This is a genomic window from Streptomyces sporangiiformans, assembly GCF_005768555.2.
Lineage (GTDB): Bacteria > Actinomycetota > Actinomycetes > Streptomycetales > Streptomycetaceae > Streptomyces > Streptomyces sporangiiformans.
Genome location: NZ_VCHX02000333.1, coordinates 1 through 18,540, shown reverse-complemented (window position 1 = coordinate 18,540; position 18,540 = coordinate 1). Strand labels below are relative to the sequence as shown.

The 18,540-nt window shown below is 70.2% G+C and carries 14 protein-coding genes; 6 read left to right on the top strand and 8 right to left on the bottom strand.

Annotated features, from left to right (window positions below; translation table 11 throughout):
- Window positions 1-30 precede the first annotated feature (30 nt).
- Both FGD71_RS42100 and FGD71_RS42095 read left to right on the top strand, forming a co-directional pair.
- A complete protein-coding gene (locus FGD71_RS42100; protein WP_119105866.1) occupies window positions 31-1,236 on the top strand; it encodes a L,D-transpeptidase in 1,206 nt (401 codons plus the stop codon).
- Window positions 1,237-1,402: 166 nt separating this feature from the next.
- The gene (locus tag FGD71_RS42095) at window positions 1,403-2,149 is read left to right on the top strand and encodes a DUF6227 family protein (protein WP_119105865.1); all 747 of its coding nucleotides are present in this window, start codon (window positions 1,403-1,405) and stop codon (window positions 2,147-2,149) included.
- A 151-nt stretch (window positions 2,150-2,300) separates the two neighbouring features.
- Here the strand turns inward: FGD71_RS42095 and FGD71_RS42090 are convergent, their stop codons facing one another.
- From FGD71_RS42090 to FGD71_RS42075, 4 genes are all read right to left on the bottom strand, one after another.
- Complete coding sequence (locus FGD71_RS42090) at window positions 2,301-4,442, bottom strand: PTS fructose transporter subunit IIABC (protein WP_119105864.1); 2,142 nt, start codon at window positions 4,440-4,442, stop codon at window positions 2,301-2,303.
- Between the two features lie 148 nt (window positions 4,443-4,590).
- Window positions 4,591-5,538, bottom strand: a complete 948-nt coding sequence (pfkB, locus tag FGD71_RS42085; protein ID WP_119105863.1) for a 1-phosphofructokinase — start codon at window positions 5,536-5,538, stop codon at window positions 4,591-4,593.
- The gene (locus tag FGD71_RS42080; RefSeq protein WP_119105862.1) at window positions 5,535-6,296 is read right to left on the bottom strand and encodes a DeoR/GlpR family DNA-binding transcription regulator; all 762 of its coding nucleotides are present in this window, start codon (window positions 6,294-6,296) and stop codon (window positions 5,535-5,537) included. The genes pfkB and FGD71_RS42080 overlap by 4 nt, the downstream gene beginning before the upstream one ends.
- 177 nt (window positions 6,297-6,473) lie before the next feature.
- On the bottom strand, window positions 6,474-8,006 hold the full coding sequence (locus FGD71_RS42075) for an MFS transporter (RefSeq protein ID WP_119105861.1): 1,533 nt from the start codon (window positions 8,004-8,006) through the stop codon (window positions 6,474-6,476).
- 228 nt (window positions 8,007-8,234) lie between these two features.
- Here FGD71_RS42075 and FGD71_RS42070 point away from each other — a divergent pair, with 228 nt between their 5' ends.
- A complete protein-coding gene (locus tag FGD71_RS42070; RefSeq protein ID WP_119105860.1) occupies window positions 8,235-9,221 on the top strand; it encodes a helix-turn-helix transcriptional regulator in 987 nt (328 codons plus the stop codon).
- Between the two features lie 311 nt (window positions 9,222-9,532).
- Here the strand turns inward: FGD71_RS42070 and FGD71_RS42065 are convergent, their stop codons facing one another.
- Window positions 9,533-10,531, bottom strand: a complete 999-nt coding sequence (locus FGD71_RS42065) for a sigma-70 family RNA polymerase sigma factor (RefSeq protein WP_119105859.1) — start codon at window positions 10,529-10,531, stop codon at window positions 9,533-9,535.
- A 560-nt stretch (window positions 10,532-11,091) separates the two neighbouring features.
- A complete protein-coding gene (locus FGD71_RS42060; protein ID WP_119105858.1) occupies window positions 11,092-11,898 on the bottom strand; it encodes a dioxygenase family protein in 807 nt (268 codons plus the stop codon).
- A gap of 119 nt (window positions 11,899-12,017) precedes the next feature.
- On the opposite strand from FGD71_RS42060, the gene FGD71_RS42055 reads away from it, so the two are divergent.
- A complete protein-coding gene (locus tag FGD71_RS42055; protein WP_119105857.1) occupies window positions 12,018-12,521 on the top strand; it encodes a MarR family winged helix-turn-helix transcriptional regulator in 504 nt (167 codons plus the stop codon).
- 157 nt (window positions 12,522-12,678) lie between these two features.
- On the opposite strand, the gene FGD71_RS42050 is transcribed toward FGD71_RS42055, so the two are convergent.
- Together FGD71_RS42050 and FGD71_RS42045 are read right to left on the bottom strand one after the other, a co-directional pair.
- Window positions 12,679-14,223 (bottom strand): MFS transporter, encoded by a 1,545-nt coding sequence (locus FGD71_RS42050; RefSeq protein WP_119105856.1) that lies wholly within the window; start codon window positions 14,221-14,223, stop codon window positions 12,679-12,681.
- Between the two features lie 240 nt (window positions 14,224-14,463).
- The gene (locus FGD71_RS42045; protein WP_119105855.1) at window positions 14,464-15,108 is read right to left on the bottom strand and encodes a TetR/AcrR family transcriptional regulator; all 645 of its coding nucleotides are present in this window, start codon (window positions 15,106-15,108) and stop codon (window positions 14,464-14,466) included.
- Between the two features lie 242 nt (window positions 15,109-15,350).
- Between FGD71_RS42045 and FGD71_RS42040 the strand changes: the two genes are divergently transcribed.
- Window positions 15,351-16,631, top strand: coding sequence for a M6 family metalloprotease domain-containing protein (locus FGD71_RS42040; RefSeq protein WP_119105854.1), 1,281 nt, complete (start codon window positions 15,351-15,353; stop codon window positions 16,629-16,631).
- Window positions 16,632-16,690: 59 nt separating this feature from the next.
- The gene (locus FGD71_RS42035; RefSeq protein ID WP_119105853.1) at window positions 16,691-18,478 is read left to right on the top strand and encodes an IclR family transcriptional regulator domain-containing protein; all 1,788 of its coding nucleotides are present in this window, start codon (window positions 16,691-16,693) and stop codon (window positions 18,476-18,478) included.
- The last annotated feature ends 62 nt before the right edge of the window (window positions 18,479-18,540 follow it).

Below are 18,540 nucleotides of genomic sequence, written 5' to 3'. Positions count from 1 at the left end.
CCCCCACATCGCGAGAACTTGGAGCAGCCCGTGACAACCCCGGACATTGCAGCGCGCCGCGCGCTGGTGGCCTGTGCCGCCTTGGTGGTCGGTGCCCTGACCCTCACCGCGTGCGGTGGCGACGCCAAGGCCGACAACAAGGCCGGCGAGACCAAGACCTCCGGGGCGAAGATAACCATCTCCGCGAAGGACGGTTCGACGGGCGCGTCCATCAACGCGACCGGCGTGAAGGTCAGCGACGGGAAGCTGACCGAAGTGAAGATGACGGAGTCGGCCACCGGGACCGCCGTGCCGGGAGCGATCTCCACGGACGGGAAGAACTGGAAGCCCAAGGAGCAGTTGGAGCGGGGGACGAAGTACCGGATATCGGCCCTCGCCAAGGGGTCCAACGGGAAGACGGCGGCGGCCAACTCCATCTTCACGACCGTGTCGTCGGCCAACAGCTTCATCGGGACATACACGCCGGACAACGGCACCACGGTCGGCGTGGGGATGCCGGTCTCGTTCACCTTCGACAAGGCGATCAGCGACAAGAAGGCCGTGCAGTCGCGCATCACGGTCAAGTCCAGCAGTGGGCAGCAGGTGGTCGGTCACTGGTTCGGGGAGCAGCGGCTCGACTTCCGGCCCGAGGAGTACTGGAAGGCCGGTTCCAAGGTCACGATGAAGATCGACCTGGATGGGGTCGAGGGCGCGAACGGGGTCTACGGGGTGCAGGACAAGACGGTCACCTTCACCGTCGGGCGCTCCCAGGTCTCCACGGTCGACGTCGACACGCAGACCATGACGGTCACCCGGGACGGGAAGACCATCAAGTCGGTGCCGATCTCGGCGGGCAGCGCGCAGAACCCGACGTACAACGGGCAGATGGTGATCTCGGAGAAGTTCGTGCAGACGCGGATGAACGGGTCGACGGTCGGCTTCGGCGGGGAGTACGACATCGATGACGTGCCGCACGCGATGCGGCTGACGACATCGGGGACCTTCATTCACGGCAACTACTGGTACAGCAAGGGCAATCCACCCTTCGGCCGCCAGGGCACCAGCCACGGATGCGTGGGGCTCGCCGATGTCCAGGGCGCGCAGGGCGACACGGTCGGCAAGTGGTTCTACGACAACTCGCTCATCGGGGACGTCGTGACGGTCAAGAACTCCCCCGACGACACGGTCGCGCCGGACAACGGTCTCAATGGCTGGAACATGTCGTGGAGCGAGTGGACCGGGGGAAGCGCACTCTGAGCCGTCTGGCCAGGGAGATTTGAGGTCCCGTCGGGCCGCGTGGGAACTTCTCACGCGGCCTCGCCGTTTTCTATGCGTACGTTTTCTCGGTTCCCGGACATGATGTCCGACCGAGGGGCTACGGTATGCACCCACAAGGTGACATGCAGCAACGCCGGGAGAAACCTTGAGCGTTCCGTACGAGACGGCAGCGTACGAGCCACCCGAGTCGCCCGAGTCTCCGGAGGAGCATCTGGCGCGACTCCTCGGCCGTGCCCTGAATTCCTTCGAGCTGTCCGACGAGACGATAGGGCTGCTCGACTGCGCGCTTGCGTACGACAGTTCGCTGCACTCCGCGCATCACAGCGCGGGGCTGCACCGCGAGACGTACCGGCATACCTGGCTGCTCGCCGACGGCGCGGCACTCACGCTCTGGGAGCTCGTCCACAACACCGCGCCGGGCAGAGAAACTCAAGCCGAGGTGTACGAGGACGAGGAGGAGCTGCGGGCCGCCACCGAGCGGTTGCCGCTGTCCCCGGACACGCCGGACTTCGAACTGCCCGTCATGGTGCGGCTGTCGCCGGTTCCCAGGCCTCGGCACGCGTACTTTCCGGACGACTCGGCGGACCACGGGCGGCGTTTACTGCGGCGCGCCGAGAACGCGGACCGGCCGGGCGAGGACATGGCCGCGTTACTGCGGACGGCGTTCGCGCACCAGATCACGCAGGCCTTCGGGCAGCCGTGCCGGGCCGGGGCGACGGGGCTGTGCTTCTCGCTCTACGAACACGCCTTTCTGCTCGACGACGGGCGGGAGCTGTCGCTGTGGGAGGTCGAGCACACGGCCACTCCCGATGGGCGCCACATGTGCGAGGTCTACCCCAGCGAGCACGCCGCGCGGGACGCCATGGAGCGGCGGGCCGCATCCCCGCACTGACGGCTCCGCCGGGAGGCTGATGCGCCGGGCGGCCGCCCCGCCGGGAGCCAGGTGGGTCAGGTGCCGCCACGTGCGTCGGGCCACTCCGTCGAGAGCAAGTGGGCACACGAAGGGCCCGGGACCGACGCCCCGGGCCCTTCGTGTGCCTTGTCTAGGCCGCGACCGGCTCCTTGGTCTTGGACGCCGACTGCGCTTCCCGCGCTTGGTCCGCGCCCTCGGGCTGCGTCTTGCGCAGGCCCTTCAGGAAGATGACCAGGCCTGCCGTGACCGCTGTACCGACCGCGATGGCCAGGAGGTACAGGAACGGCTTGCCGATCAGGAAGGTGACCCAGATGCCGCCGTGCGGGGCGCGCAGGGTCGAACCGAAGGCCATGGTCAGGGCGCCGGTGACCGCGCCGCCCGCCATGGAGGCCGGAATGACGCGCAGCGGGTCGGCGGCCGCGAACGGGATCGCGCCCTCCGAGATGAAGGAGGCACCGAGGACCCAGGCCGCCTTGCCGTTCTCACGCTCGGCCGTGGTGAACAGCCGCTTGCGGACCACGGTTGCGAGGGCCATGCCCAGCGGCGGCACCATGCCCGCCGCCATCACAGCCGCCATGATCTTCATCGCCGAGTCGCTGGGGGCGGCCACCGAAATGCCGGCCGTCGCGAACGTGTACGCGACCTTGTTGACCGGGCCGCCGAGGTCGAAGCACATCATCAGGCCGAGCAGCACGCCGAGCAGGACGGCGTTGGCGCCGCTGAGGCCGTTCAGCCAGTCGGTCAGGGCCTTCTGCGCCTCGGCGATCGGCTTGCCGATCACCACGAACATCAGGAAACCGACCACCGCCGCGGAGATCAGCGGGATCACCACCACCGGCATAATGCCGCGCAACGGAGCCGGGATGTTCACCCGCTGGATCCCCAGGACCACACCACCGGCCAGCAGGCCGGCGACCAGACCGCCGAGGAAGCCCGCGCCGATCGTCACCGAGATCGCGCCGCCGACGAAGCCGGGCACGAGCCCCGGCCGGTCCGCCATGCCGTACGCGATGTAGCCGGCGAGGACCGGGACGAGGAAGCCGAACGCGGCGCCGCCGATCTGGAACAGCAGCGCGCCCCAGCTGTCGACCTGGCCCCAGTCGAAGTGCTCGGTGACCGACTTGGCCTCGTTGATCTGGTAGCCGCCGATTGCGAACCCGAGCGCGATGAGCAGACCGCCCGCGGCGACGAACGGGACCATGTAACTGACGCCGGACATCAGCCACTTGCGCAGCTTGGTGCCGTAGCCCTCGCCGGGTTCGCCGGAGCGCTCCACCGGGGTGCCGCCCTTCGCGGCCGCGGTGACCTCGCCGCGCTCGGCCTTCGCCCGGACCTCGGAGATCAGCTCGGCGGGGCGGTTGATGCCCGCCTTCACGCCGACGTCCACGGTCGGCTTGCCGGCGAACCGGTCCTTCTCCCGTACGGGGAGGTCGTGCGCGAAGATCACACCGTCGGCGGCGGCGATGACGGCCGGGTCGAGCCGGCTGAAGCCGGCCGAGCCCTGCGTCTCGACGACGACCTCGACGTCACCGGCCGCGCGACCGGCGTTCTCCAGCGACTCGGCGGCCATGTAGGTGTGCGCGATACCGGTGGGGCAGGAAGTGACGGCGACGATACGGAACGGGCGGCCGCCTGGCTCGGCGGAGCCGCTGTCCGACGCGTTCGCGCTCGACGCCGCCGTGCTCGACCCGGCCTTGCTCAACCCGGCCTTGCTCGTGGCGTCCGGCGCAGGGGCGGGGTCCTCGGACGCGGAGGGTGCTGCCGCCGCTGCCTCGTCCGCCGCGGACCCGTCCGCCGCGGGCTCGTCCGCCGCGGGCTCGTCCGCCGCGGGCTCGTCCCCGCGTATGAGCGCGGCCGCGCCCGCCGTGTCGTCGACCGACCGCAGCGCGGAGGTGAACTCGGTGTTCATCAGCTGCCGGGCCAGCGACGAAAGGATCGTGAGGTGGGCGTCGTCGGCACCTGCCGGGGCGGCGATCAGGAAGATCAGGTCGGCGGGCCCGTCCGGAGCACCGAAGTCGATCCCGGCCGCGCTGCGCCCGAAGGCCAGCGTCGGCTCGGTGACGTGCTCGCTGCGACAGTGCGGAATGCCGATGCCTCCGTCGAGGCCGGTCGGCATCTGCGCCTCACGGGCGGCCACGTCGGCGAGGAAGCCGTCCAGGTCGGTCACCCGGCCCTTAGCCACCATGCGCTCGGCGAGGGCACGCGCCGCCGCTTCCTTGGTATCGGCGGACAGGTCGAGGTCGACCAGGTCCGCCGTGATCATCTCGCTCATCGCGGGCTCCTTAGCACGCGTATCGCCCGGGGGGAGTCGTGGGCGGGGGTGGGGACGGGGAGCAGGTGTGGGGGGTTTCGGCGATTCATGGCGCAATCGCCGGAAGTGTCACATAAGCCGGGGTGAGTGAGGAAGGCGTTACGAGAGCTCATGACGCCGGCTCCCTCAGCACGCGATCCACGGGGATCTCCGACGTGACGGTCACGGCGGAGGCGTCGAGGTCCGCGGGACCCGGCATCTCGCTGCCCGGGAGCTGGACGGCCGCGGCGCCGTGCGCGACGGCGGAGGCGAGGGCCTCGGGGCCGCTGCCGCCGGCTATCAGAAAGCCGGCGAGTGAGGAGTCGCCCGCGCCCACGTTGCTGCGGACGGTGGTGACCCGCGCGCTGCCGAACCACACGCCCGTCGCCTCGACGAGCAGCTGCCCGTCCGCGCCGAGGCTGGCCAGCACCGCCCCGGCGCCCTGTTCGCGCAGCTCCTCGGCCGCCTTCACCGCGTCGCCGATGGTGACGAGGGGGCGGCCCACCGCCTCGGCCAGCTCCTCGGCGTTCGGCTTGACGACGTCGGGGCGTTCACGCAGGGCCGCGAGCAGTGCCGGGCCGGAGGTGTCCAGGGCGATCCGGGCGCCCGCGGCGTGCGTCCGGGCGACCAGTTCGGCGTACCAGGACGGCGCCAAGCCGCGCGGCAGGCTGCCGCAGCAGGCGATCCAGGAGGCGTCGCGGGACTGCGTCCGCACGGTCTCCAGGAGCAGCTCCTCCTCGGCGGCGGTGAGTTCGGGACCGGGGGCGTTGATCTTCGTCAGTACCCCGTCCGCCTCCGCGAGCGCGATGTTCGACCGCGTCGCGCCGGCGACCGGGACCGGTGCGACCTCGATGCCCTGCGCGTCGAGCAGGTCGGCGACGAGAGCTCCGGGAGCGCCGCCGAGCGGCAGAACGGCGACGGTCCGCTGACCGGCCGCGGTGACCGCTCGCGACACGTTGACACCCTTGCCGCCCGGGTCCATGCGTTCGCCTGTGGCCCGAATGACCTCCCCCCGGTCGAGCGACGGGACCTCGTAGGTCCGGTCGAGCGAGGGGTTGGGCGTGACGGTGAGGATCATGCGCGCACCACTTCCGTGCCGCCGCGCTCGATGGCGGTGGCGTCTTCGGGACTCAACCCGCTGTCGGTGATCAGCAGGTCCACATCACCGAGGGTGCCGAAGCGCGCGAAGTGCTCCTTGCCGTGCTTGGCCGAGTCGGCGAGCAGGACGACGCGGCGCGCTGCGGAGAGGGCCGCGCGCTTCACAGCGGCCTCGGCGAGGTCGGGGGTGGTCAGGCCGTGCTCGGCGGAGAAGCCGTTGGACGCGAGGAAGACGACGTCGGCTCGGATCTCGCCGTACGCCCGCAGCGCCCAGGCGTCCACCGCCGCGCGCGTGCGGTGGCGTACGCGGCCGCCGATGAGGTGCAGCTGTATGCCGGGGTGGTCGGCGAGGCGGGCGGCGATGGGGAGGCTGTGCGTCACGACGGTGAGCGTCACCTCCAGCGGGAGGTACGCGGCGAACCGGGCGACCGTCGTGCCCGCGTCCAGGATCATCGTGCCGTTGTCCGGCAGTTCGGCGAGCGCGGCTTTCGCGATGCGGTCCTTCTCGTCGGCCGCGGTGGACTCACGCTCGGCGAGGTCGGGCTCGAAGTCGAGTCGCCCGGCCGGGATGGCACCGCCGTGCACCCGGCGCAGGAGGCCCGCGCGGTCCAGTGCCTTGAGGTCCCGCCGGATGGTCTCGGCCGTGACCTGGAACTCCTCGGCCAGCGACACCACGTCGACGCGCCCTCCATCACGGGCCAGCCGGAGGATCTCTTGCTGCCGCTCCGGTGCATACATGTCCGTTCACCTCCACTTCCATGCCCGAACCTGTTGTTTCTCCGGCAGGCTACGCCCGGATGTCCGATAAGTAAACGGGTCTGGCGTGAAAGTGGGCATGAACGGACATCGGCCCGGACCTCTCGGTCGATCCGAGAGGTCCGGGCCGCAACGCGTCGGGGGTGTGAACCAGGGGCGTCAGCCCGCGAGTCCGGCGAGTTCGGGTTCCTTGCCCGCGGCGGGGACGGGCATCTCTCCCGCGCCCTCCGCGTGCTGGGCCGGACGCTTCGGCAGGGCGAACATCAGGAGGAAGATGCCCGCCATCACCGCCGCGACCCAGAACAGCGCGTTCTGGAAGGCGTCGACGAACGCGGGGGCGGGGCCGACCTCCACCGCGGCCAGCTGGTCGGACATCGTGCCGAAGAACACCACGGACACCAGACCGAGCCCCAGCGCGTTGCCCATCTGCTGCACCGTGTTGAGGAGACCGGACGCCGAGCCCGAGTGTTCGCGAGGCACCTCGGAGAGGATCGCGTCCGTCAGCGGCGCCACGATCAGGCCCATGCCCACGCCCATGACCACCAGGGGCAGCGCCATCTGCCAGGGCGCGATGGACATGCCGTACCGCTCGGACTCCCAGATGTAGAGCAGTACACCGGCCGCCATCACCAACGCGCCCGCCTGGAGCACCTTGCGCCCGAACCGCGGCACCAGCTTCTGCACCGACATCCCGGCCGCCGTCGAGACCGCGAGCGAGAAGGGGAGGCCCGTCAGGCCCGCTCGCAGCGGACCCCAGCCGAGGCCGGTCTGCATGTAGAGCGTCCAGACCAGGAAGAAGATCCCGAGCCCGACTCCGAAGACGGTCTGCACCGCGATGCCCGCGGCGAAGCTCTTCACCTTGAAGAGCGAGAGCTCCACCAGCGGCGAACCGTCCCGCGCGGTCTTCCGCCGCTCGTACGCCACCAGCGCCGCGAACACCACGAGCGCGCCGCCCATCGAGACGTAACCCCACACCGGCCAGCCCAACTCACGGCCACGGGTGAGCGGGTAGAGCAGCATCAGCAGACCGAGGGTGACGAGCGCGACGCCGACGAGGTCGAGCTTGAGCGCGTGCGGGGCCTTCGACTCGGTGATGAACCTGCGGCCCAGGATCAGACCCGCGACACCCACCGGCAGGTTGATGAGGAAGATCGGCCGCCACTCCAGGCCGAACAGGTTCCACTCCGTCAGCAGCGCGCCGAGCAGCGGACCGGACACGGCCCCGAGCCCGACGATCGCGCCGAACAGCCCGAACACCTTGCCGCGCTCGTGCGCGGGGAAGGTGGCGTGCACGATCGACAGCACCTGCGGCACCATCAGCGCGGCCATACCGCCCTGGAGGATGCGGGAGGCGACGAGCATCTCGGGGTTCACGGCGAGGCCGCAGAGCGCCGACGCGAGCGTGAAGCCGCCGATGCCGACGAGGAACAGCCGCTTGCGGCCGTGGATGTCGCCGAGCCGCCCGCCGGTGATCAGACCGGCGGCGAAGGCGAGCGCGTACCCGGCCGTTATCCACTGGATCTGGCTGAGCGACGCGCCCGCCTCCTGCCGGATCGACGGGATCGCGATGTTGACGATCGTGACGTCGACCAGGTCCATGAAGGCCGCGGTCATCACGATGGCGAGGGCGAACCAGCGACGCCGGTCGGCCGGGGCGGCCGGGCTGCTGAGGGTGGTCTCGTTGGAGGACATGTCTCGAAGTTAAAGGCCTATTAGGTCAGATCATGTCCTAGTAGTGCGGCATCCTCGAAGAAGTCAGAACACGCAGCCGACAGGCAGCCGACACGCGGCCGAACCAGGCCGCTGCCCCAGGCAGCCGACCCAGGCAGCCGACCCAGGCAGCCGACCCAGGCAGCCGACCCAGGCAGCCGAACACGCAGCCATGGACGAACACGGTGGACGACCCGAGAGGCAGACCCCATGAGCACCGACACCCCGGCCCGGCTCCTCCAGCTGCTCTCCCTTCTCCAGACCCCGCGCGAGTGGCCCGGCGGCGAGCTCGCCGGCCGGCTGGGCGTCTCGCGGCGGACCGTGCGTCGGGATGTCGACCGGCTGCGCGAGCTGGGCTACCCCGTACAGGCGACGAAGGGAGCGGACGGCGGGTACCGGCTGGTGGCCGGGAAGGCCCTGCCGCCGCTCGTCCTCGACGACGAGGAGGCGGTGGCGATCGCGGTCGGCCTGCGGGCCGGTGCCGGGCATGCCGTGGAGGGCGTCGAGGAGGCCTCGGTGCGGGCGCTGGCCAAGCTTGAGCAGGTCCTGCCGGGCCGGCTGCGGCACCGCGTCTCCACGCTCCAGTCCGCCACCACTCCCCTGACCAGCGGCGACGGGGCGAGCATCGCGCCCGAGACGCTGACCGTGATGGCCTCGACCATCGCGGGCCGGGAGCGGCTGCGGTTTGCCTACCGCTCGGGGGACGGCACCCCCTCGAAGCGCCTGACCGAGCCCTACCGCCTCGTGTCGACCGGCCGCCGCTGGTATCTCGTCGCGTACGACCTGGATCGCGAGGACTGGCGGACGTTCCGCGTCGACCGGGTCGCCGATCCCTTCGCGACCGGTGCCCGCTTCGCGCCGCGTGAGGTGCCGTCGGGGAGCGCGGCCGAGTATCTGCGGCAGTCGATGTACCGGCGACAGGAAACGTACGAGTTCGAGGCGACGTTCGCCGCGCCCGCGGAGTTCATCGCGGCCCGGCTGCCCCAGTGGCTCGGTGTGCCCGAGCCGATCGACGACCACAGCTGCCGGCTGCGCGCCTCGGTCGGGGACGCGGTGGAGTGGCTGGCGCTGCGGCTCGCGATGGTCGACTGCGAGTTCACGGTGCACGAACCGGCGGAACTGATCGCGTGCGTACGGGATTTGGGGGGCCGGCTGACGCGGGCGGCGGAGCCACGAGGACAGGAAGGGGCGGCTTGACCCGCCCCGTGACAGAATGTGTCATCAGGGTCACCCCGGGGTTCAGGTCCGGGGTGACCCTTCCTTCATGACTTGCTTCAAGACTTCCTTCATGAGCCGAGCCCCGGCGCCAGGGGGGGGAGGCGCCGGAGCTCGGCCCGGGGAAAGTCCCGGCGCTGGGGGGGAGTGCGTCGGGACTTGGCTCAGGGAGCCTGGAAGTCTTGTGCCCAGGCTCGGCTGGTTCAAGCGGCCGTAAACGGCCTTATGTTCTGCTCGTTCGAAACGCGCGGCCGGGCGGTGCGGGACTCTCCCCCGCACCGTCGGCGCGAGCGCTACGCGGCCGCGTCGAACCCGGTGTCCCGGGCGAGCTTCTTCAGCTCCAGCAGCGCGTGCTTCTCTATCTGCCGGATGCGCTCGCGGGTGAGGCCGTGCTCCTTGCCGACCTCGGTGAGCGTGCGCTCCCGGCCGTCCTCGATGCCGTACCTCATCTTGATGATCGAGGCCGTGCGCTGGTCGAGCCGCCCGATGAGGTCGTCGAGCTCCTCGCTGCGCAGCAGCGTGAGCACGGACTGCTCGGGCGAGACCGCCGAGGTGTCCTCCAGCAGGTCGCCGAACTGCGTCTCGCCCTCGTCGTCCACCGACATGTTGAGCGAGACCGGGTCGCGGGCCCAGTCCAGTACGTCGCCGACGCGCTCCGGGGTCGAACCCAGCTCGGCGGCGATCTCCGCGGGCTCCGGCTCGCGGCCGTGCTCGCGGTTGAACTCGCGCTGCACGCGGCGGATCCGGCCCAGCTCCTCCACCAGGTGGACGGGGAGCCGAATGGTCCGCGACTGGTCGGCTATCGAACGCGTGATGGCCTGACGGATCCACCATGTCGCGTACGTCGAGAACTTGAAGCCCTTGCGGTAGTCGAACTTCTCGACCGCTCGCACCAGGCCCGCGTTCCCCTCCTGGATCAGGTCGAGCAGCGGTAGACCGCTGCGCGGGTAGCGCCGCGCGACCGCGACGACCAGGCGCAGGTTGGACCGGATGAAGATGTCCTTGGCTCGCTCGCTGTCGGCCACCAGCGCCTCGAGCTCCTCACGGGAGGCGTCGGCCCGGGCATCGGTGACCTCGCCGTCGAGGATCTGCTGGGCGAACACACCCGCCTCGATGATCTGGGACAGCTCGACCTCCTTCGCGGCGTCGAGCAGCGGTGTACGCGCGATCTCGTCGAGGTACATGCCGACCAGGTCGCGATCGGCGATCTCCCCGCCTACGGCGCGAACACTGCTTGCCACGTCGGTCTCGCCGGTGGCGGACTTACGACGGGCGACGGCACGGGTTGCCATGCGTGCTCCCTTGCGATGGTGGGCTTGCGGGTCGTCAGTGGCGGCTGGGACACCCTCCCGGGTGCCCTGCATCCGAAGGAAACAACGACTGGAATCCGGACAGAATTCCCAACCTGCCGCTCAATTTTTCTGATCTTGCAGTACCCTGTACCGCCACATCGAGAGGCAAGAGGTCATCAGTACCTACAGAGGCGCAGGTCAGGCCCGGAGTCACGAGGGACTTCGCAGCCTTCCCCGACATCCGCCACCCCTACGTACGTGAGACAGCCCTCACGCCCTCAGATTCCATATCGCGTTCTCGATACCGCCATCTCGATACGCGTACTCGAAACGGCGTTCTCGACACCTCGATCTCCTCGATCTCGATACGGGGATCTCGATGGCGATCCGGCGCCGGAAGGCCGTCGCCCTTGACCGGCCTTCCACCTTGAAAGACGATCGGCATCGCCTGAAGGTTGCCGCGTCGGCGGACTCACAGCCGATTGCCGGGCAGGTCACATCCATCGCAGCCCACCGGATCCCGCCGGACAGGGCCCGCCGGACGGTCCGCCGCCCGACCGCTACCCGAACTGCACCGACCGCTTCGCCATCCCCATCCAGAAACCGTCGATGACGGACTTCTGACCGTCCAGCTCGCCCGCCACGTCCGCCGCGCCCATGGTCACGAAGAGCGGAGCGAAGTGCTCGGTCCGCGGGTGGGCCAGACGGCCCGCCGGGGACTTGCGCTCGAAGTCCAGCAGCCCGTCCACGTCGCCGGCCTCCAGCGCCCGGTGTCCCCAGTCGTCGAACTCGCTCGACCAGGAGGGCACACCGCCGCCCGTGTGCCGCAAAGCGGCCAGGTTGTGCGTGAAGAACCCGGAGCCGACGATCAGGACTCCCTCGTCGCGCAGCGGCGCCAGCTTGCGCCCGATCTCCATGAGGCGGACCGGGTCGAGCGTGGGCATCGAGATCTGCAGCACGGGGACGTCGGCGGCCGGGAACATCTCGACGAGCGGGACGTACGCCCCGTGGTCGAGGCCGCGGTCCGGGATGTCCTGGACCGGCATGCCCGGGGCGCGCAGCAGCTTGCGGACGGATTCGGCGAGTTCGGGTGCGCCGGGAGCCGCGTACTGGACGCGGTAGTAGTGCTCGGGGAAGCCCCAGAAGTCGTAGACGAGCGGGATGGTCTCGACCGCGCCGAGGGCCAGCGGGGCCTCCTCCCAGTGGGCGGAGACCATGAGGATCGCCTTGGGGCGCGGGAGACCGGCCGACCAGGCGGCGAGCTCACCGGGCCAGATGGGGTCGTCAGCCAGGGGTGGAGCGCCGTGCGAGAGGTAGAGGGCGGGCATGCGCTCCGGTATGACGCGCTCCTCAGCGACGGCAGACATGACGACGGACTCCCTTCCAGCGGAAGTTGCAGACTACATGTTTTAAGTCTCAACTTTTATGAAAAGATCGTACCCGTCTTTTGTTTAAAATTCAAGAAGCGATCTCGTACAGTAGATACATGAATACGGCACCCGTTGATGAGCCGCGCTGGCTCAGTGATGAGGAACAGCGCGTCTGGCGTGCGTTTGTCCACGCCACCACCCTCCTCGAGGACCACCTCGACCGCCAACTGCAGCGCGACGCGGGCATGCCGCACATCTACTACCACCTGCTGGTGCAGCTCGCCGAGGCGCCGCACCGGCGGCTGCGGATGACCGAGCTGGCGATGAGGATGAAGATCACCCGGTCCCGGCTGTCGCACGCCGTCGCCCGGCTGGAGAAGAAGGGGTGGGTGCGGCGCGAGGACTGCCCGTCGGACAAGCGCGGGCAGTTCACGGTGCTGACGGACCAGGGCGTCGGCGTACTGGAGGAGGCGGCACCCGGACATGTGGCCGCCGTCCGCCAGGCGATCTTCGAGCAGCTCTCCCCGGACCAGCAGAAGGCCCTCGGCGAGGCCATGGGGCTCATCGCCGAGGGTCTCCAGCCGAAGGAGGCGGGCGCGGATCTGCCCTGGCTCCGGTAAGGAGTGGGTCCGAACAGGTTCCGGCAGGCCGGCCCCGGACATGGATCTGCCCCGGCTCGCCGCTCTCGGAGCCGGGGCAGATCCCGGAACGTACGTACGAAGGCGTCCCCACCCCCGCGTACGTACGAGGTTCAGAGGGTGACCTCGCGCCGTCCTGTCAGTGCGCGACCACCGGAACCTTCACCTCGTCCTCGACGCCGTCACCCGCGCCGGAGACCGAAGTCATGTCGGGGCGGCCGGTGGTGACGAAGGCGAAGGCGATCGCGGCCGAGAGGACGAGGATGCCGACGGCGAACCAGATCGCGTTGGAGTAGCCGTGCACCTGGCCCTGCAGCTGGACCAGCTGCTGCTGCGACGTGGAGGTGGCGCCGGCGATGTGGTCCTTGATGTACGAGGTCGTCGCCGAGGCTGCGATCGTGTTCAGCAGGGCCGTACCGATCGCGCCGCCGACCTGCTGCGAGGTGTTGACCATCGCGGAGGCCACGCCCGCGTCCCGCGGCTCGACGCCGTGGGTGGACAGGGACATCGCCGGCATGAAGGCCGTACCCATGCCGAGGCCGAGCAGCAGCATGGCCGGGAGCACCACGGCGGCGTACGAGGAGCCGATCTCCATCTGGGTCAGGATCAGCATGCCCGCCGCGGCCACCAGGAAGCCCGGGGCCATCAGCAGCCGAGGCGCGACCCGGGTCATCAGGCGGGTACCGATCTGCGTGGAACCCACGATCATGCCCGCGATCATCGGCAGGAAGGCGAAGCCGGTCTTCACCGGGGAGTACGCGTTCACGACCTGCAGGTAGTAGGTCAGGAAGAGGAACGTGCCGAACATCGCGATGATCGCGAGGCCGAGGGAGAGGTAGACACCGGCGCGGTTGCGCTCGGTGAGGACGCGCAGCGGCAGCAGCGGGGCCTTGGACCTGGCCTCGACGAGGACGAAGGCCGCGAGCAGCACCACCGACGCGATGAACAGGCCGATCGTCACGGAGTCGCCCCAGCCGTGGGACTCGGCGCGCGTGAAGCCGTAGACGAGGGAGACCAGACCGACGATCGACAGGACGACACCCGGGATGTCGAGCGGCGAGCGGTTGCGGCCGCCCTCCGGCTCGCGGATGACGAAGTACGCACCGGCCGCGGCGATGATCGCGAACGGGATGTTGACGAAGAACGTCCAGCGCCAGTCCATGTACTCGGTGAGAACGCCACCGAGGATGAAGCCGACGGCGCCGCCGCCACCGGCGATCGCGCCGTAGATACCGAACGCCTTGGCGCGCTCCTTCGCCTCGGTGAACATCACCGCGAGAAGGGAGAGCGCGGCGGGCGCGAGCAGCGCGCCGAACGCACCCTGGAGCCCCCGCGCGCCGAGCATCATCGCCTCGGTCGTCGCGGCACCGCCGAGGGCGGACGCGGCGGCGAAGCCGACCAGACCGACCACGAAGGTGCGCTTGCGGCCCCACAGGTCCGCGATACGGCCACCGAAGAGCAGGAGTCCGCCGAAGGCGAGGGCGTACGCCGTGATGACCCACTGCCGGTTGCCGTCGGATATCCCCAGGTCCTGCTGGGCCGAGGGCAGTGCGATGTTCACGATGGTCGCGTCGACCACGACCATCAGCTGGGCGAGCGCGATGAAGACGAGCGCTCTCCAGCGGTTGGAGTCGGGAGCCGGCGCCGACGCCTTGTCGGTGCCGGCCTGGGCTGTTTCAGACATGGGGATACCCACTTCAGGACTTGGTAGCGAAAAAGACAGGTAATAAGGGACGGCTCGTCGCCTGTGACGGCCGGGAGTCTCTGTGCGTGTGGTGACTGGCGCTGTGCGCTGAACTAATCGGTCATGGCTGAACGGTCACGTTCGTCTCGGTCGGGCCCACGTCGGTCACGTTCGCCTCGGTCACGTTCGCCTCGGTCACGTTCGCCTCGGTCACGTTCGCGTTGGTCTCGCTCGTCTCGCTCAGGCTTGTCGCAGATCCTCCAAAGTCGCGGCTGTGCCGGGCAGTTCGGAGCGGGCCGGCGCCCGCAGGCCATCCAGGAACAGCTGCAGATGGCGGTGCACGAAGCGGTCGATGTTCAGGCACGCCGTTCCCGGCAGCGGCCTGGTCAGCTGGCCGATCGCGACCATCAGGTCGCCGAAGGCGACATCGGGGCGCAGTTGCCCGGCCTCACGGGCGCGCTCCATGAACCCCTCGACCAGACTCTCCAGCTGATTGCGCGAGGCGAGCAGATCCGGGTGATGCCTGTCGAATGTCTCGGACATCATCGGGCAGAGCGCGCCGATCCGTTCGTCGGCGGACGCGTGCACGAATCGCGAGAGGGCCTCGAAGGCGTCGCCGCTCTCGGCCAGCACCTGTTCGGCCTGCCGGGAGACGCGGTCCATGACCGAGCAGACGACCTCGCGCTGGAGGGCGTCACGGTCCGGGAAGTTGCGGTACACCGTGGCGTTGCCCACGCCCGCCCTGCGGGCGATCTCGTCGAGCGGCACGTCGGCGCCGAGCTCGACGAACATTTCCCGCGCGGCGGCGACGATCCGCTCCCGGTTGCGCAGAGCGTCGGCCCGTGGACGGGGCGCCTTGCGCTGCACGGAGGTTGCGGTGGCCACGGCGTACTCCTTCCTTCGAAGCTTCTCGCATCCGGGGAATCGATCCCCGTTTCATGCGGACACTGGGCCAAACGGGGAAACCATCCCCAGTTATTTCCCTTGCTTCCTGTGACCTGCATCACATGCCCTGGGCTTCCCACGATCGGGCTCCTCCAGCGCGCGCCCGAGCATCCGACAACTGAGGGTTGAACGGACAGGGTGCGGCCAGATACGGCTGGCTGCCTGGAGCGAAAGGCCCGTGCATGCGGCCGACCGACTGTCGGATACGCCCGCGCCGTCGCGCCGCGGCCATGGCCTCGGTGACCGTGCTCACCCTCACGGTCAGCACCGCTGCCGGGGCCGGACATCTGACGGCCGGTTCCAAGACCGCGGGCCCGATCGCGACGGCGCGCACGACGGCGCTCACCCCCTGCATGATCACCGGCTCCCTGGGCGTACAGATGTCGGAAGGCATACCGACCCCGCCCGGCTACGCCCGCTCCACCGGCACCGTCCGGGCCCTGAACCTCATGGTCGACTTCTCCGACGCGCCCGGCGAGGGCAGCGCGCTCGACCGCTTCGGGGAGTTCTTCCCGCAGACCACCCGCTGGTTCCGCATCAGTTCGTACGGCCGCCTCGACTACCGCCCCGAGGCCCCTGTCGGCCGCTGGCTGCGCATGCCCAAGCCGTTCAAGGAGTACGGGATAGAGCGCGGTGCCCCCTTCGACCCCGGCTACCGGGAGCTGGTCGAGGACCTCGTGTCCGTGGCCGACGGGGATGTCGACTTCAAGGCGTACGACCTGGTGAACGTGCTGGTCACCCCCAACGCGGGCCCGTCGGCCCTGGACACCGTCCTGTCGGTGACCTTCGCGGGCAACGCGGAGGCACCGGCCGCCGACGGTGTCCCCATCGCGAACGCGTCCTTCGTCTACAGCCGCCAGGACGACGGCTCCGGCTCGTACGCCGAGACGGGCTACCGCGTGCTCCCCCACGAGAACGGCCATGTCTTCGGCCTGCCGGACCTCTACACCCAGGACGGGGGCGGCGCGGCCGGGCACTGGGACATCATGAGCGAGGACTGGGGCACCGACAACGACCTACTGGGCTGGCACAAGTGGAAGCTCGGCTGGCTCGACGACGACCAGGTCGGCTGCGCGGCCGGGCGCGGCACGACCGAGCACCGGCTGACGCCACTGCAGCAGCGCGGCGGTGGCGGAAAGCTGGTCTTCGTGCCGATCGACGAAGGGACGGGATACGCGGTCGAGGTGCGCACCCGCGGGGGCAACGACGTCGACGTCTGCAGGGCGGGCGTGCTCATCTACAAGGTCGACGCGGACATCGACACCGGCCGGGGCCCGATCAACGTGGTCGACTCCACCAGGGACAGCGGCGGCTGCACCCTCAGCTCGAACGTGCACGCCGAGTTGTCCGACGCTCCGTTCCGCCCGGGCGAGCACTTCAAGGATCCCAGGACGGGGATACGGATCGCGGTCGGGAAGAAGGACCGCGCCGGGAACTACCGGGTGTACGTCACGCGCCGCTGAGCCAGGCGCGCGCATTCATTACGGTGGTCCGGACACCCCGGTCACGGAGAGCCGAACCCATGCCATCGACACACCTCACGCCGGCGCCCGGCGCCGTCGTGCCCGCCGAAGCCGTCGCCCCGCTGATGCGCGGGATCACCGTGCTGCGCCGGCTCACCGAGGCGGGCGGGACGTCGAGCCTCAGCGGCCTGGAGCGGTCCACCGGGCTGGCCAGGTCCACCGTGGACCGGATCGCGGCGACGCTGGCGCGCATGGGGTACGTACGGCTGGACGGGCGGGACGTCGTGCTCGCGCCGCGGCTGATGGAGCTGGGCAACGCGTATCTGGCCGCGCTGCGGCTGCCCCGGCTGCTGGGCGCGCGGGCGGACGCGCTCGCGGACGAGTTGGACGAGTCGGTGTCGCTGGCGGTCGGGGACCGGGACGGTATCCGCTTCATCCACCAGGCGACCCGGCGGCGCGCGATGTCGCTGAGCTTCCGGATCGGCGATCTGCTGCCGGTCGAACGCACCGCGCCGGGGCCGCTGTTCGCCACGGAGTGGCTCCCTGAGGACTGGGCACGATGGCGCGAACGACGGGCCGCCGATCCCGGGGACCGCGGGTTTCCGGCGGTACCGGCGCGCGAACGCGCCACCCGTGACGAGGAGTTCGAGAAACGGACGCGTGAGGCGCGCCGTCGGGGGTGGGCGCTCGACGACCAGTTGATCGAGCCGGGTCTGGTGGCGGTCTCCGTGCCCGTACGGGAGCACGGCACCGGGCGGATCGCCTGCGTGGTGAGCGTGGTGAGCCACACCAGCCGGCACACCGCGTCCTCTCTGCGGGACACGCTCCTGCCCCGGCTGCGGGCGACCGTACACGCCATGGAGCGGGAGCTTCGCGAGGATCTGGACGAGGACTTGGGCGACGTGGGCGACCTTGGCGACGTGGGCGACCTTGGCGACGTGGGCGAGGCACTGAGCGGGGAAACGAGCGGCGGACCGAGAGGCGGTCCGAGAGGCGGTCCGAGAGGGGTGCCCGCCGCGTCCCCGGCCGCGCCGTCCGGGCTCGCCCTCTGGACGGGTGCGTCGAAACAGGAGCTGGGCCGGGAGTTCGTCGAGTCGCTGGCGCGCGGGCTGACCGTGCTGACGTCGTTCGGCGAGGGGCGGGCCGAGCTGACGCTCACCGAGGTCGCGCGGGCCACGGGGCTGGCACGCGCGACGGCACGCCGTGCGCTGATCACCCTGGAGCACCTGGGGTACGTCGGCGCGCACGGCCGGACCTTCCATCTGACGCCCCGTGTCCTGGCCCTCGGCTTCCCGCCGCTGTCGCACACGACGCTTCCGCAGATCGCGGCCCCGCACCTGACCGAGCTGGCGCGGCGGCTGCACGAGTCGGCGTCCTTGGCGGTACTGGCGGGCGACGAGATCCAGTACACGGCCCGCGTCGCGCCCAGCCGCATCATGAGCGTCAACGTCACGGTCGGCGGCCGGCTGCCCGCGTACGCGACCTCGCTGGGCCGCGTGATGCTCGCGGACCTCGCACCCGACGAACGTCCCGCGCCCGACCTGCGCGCGCCGACCTCGCGCACCGTCACGGAGCCGCAGGCGCTCACGGCCGTCCTGGACCGCGTACGGGAGGACGGATACGCCCTGGTCGACGAGGAGTTGGAGGAGGGGCTGCGCTCCGTCGCGGTCCCGGTGCGCGACCGCACGGGCACGGTCGTGGCGGCCGTGAACGTCGCCATGCACAGCTCGCGACGCACCCCGGAGCAGTGTGTCGGCGAGGTACTGCCCGAGTTGCGCGCGACGGCGAGCGCGATCGAGGCGGACCTCCATGTCGCGGGGCGCTTCACGCGCGTACCGCCCACCTGATCCGGAGCGATCCTCTGGTCACGTACGGCGAGGGGCGGGTGGGGGAAACGACCGTGGTCGTT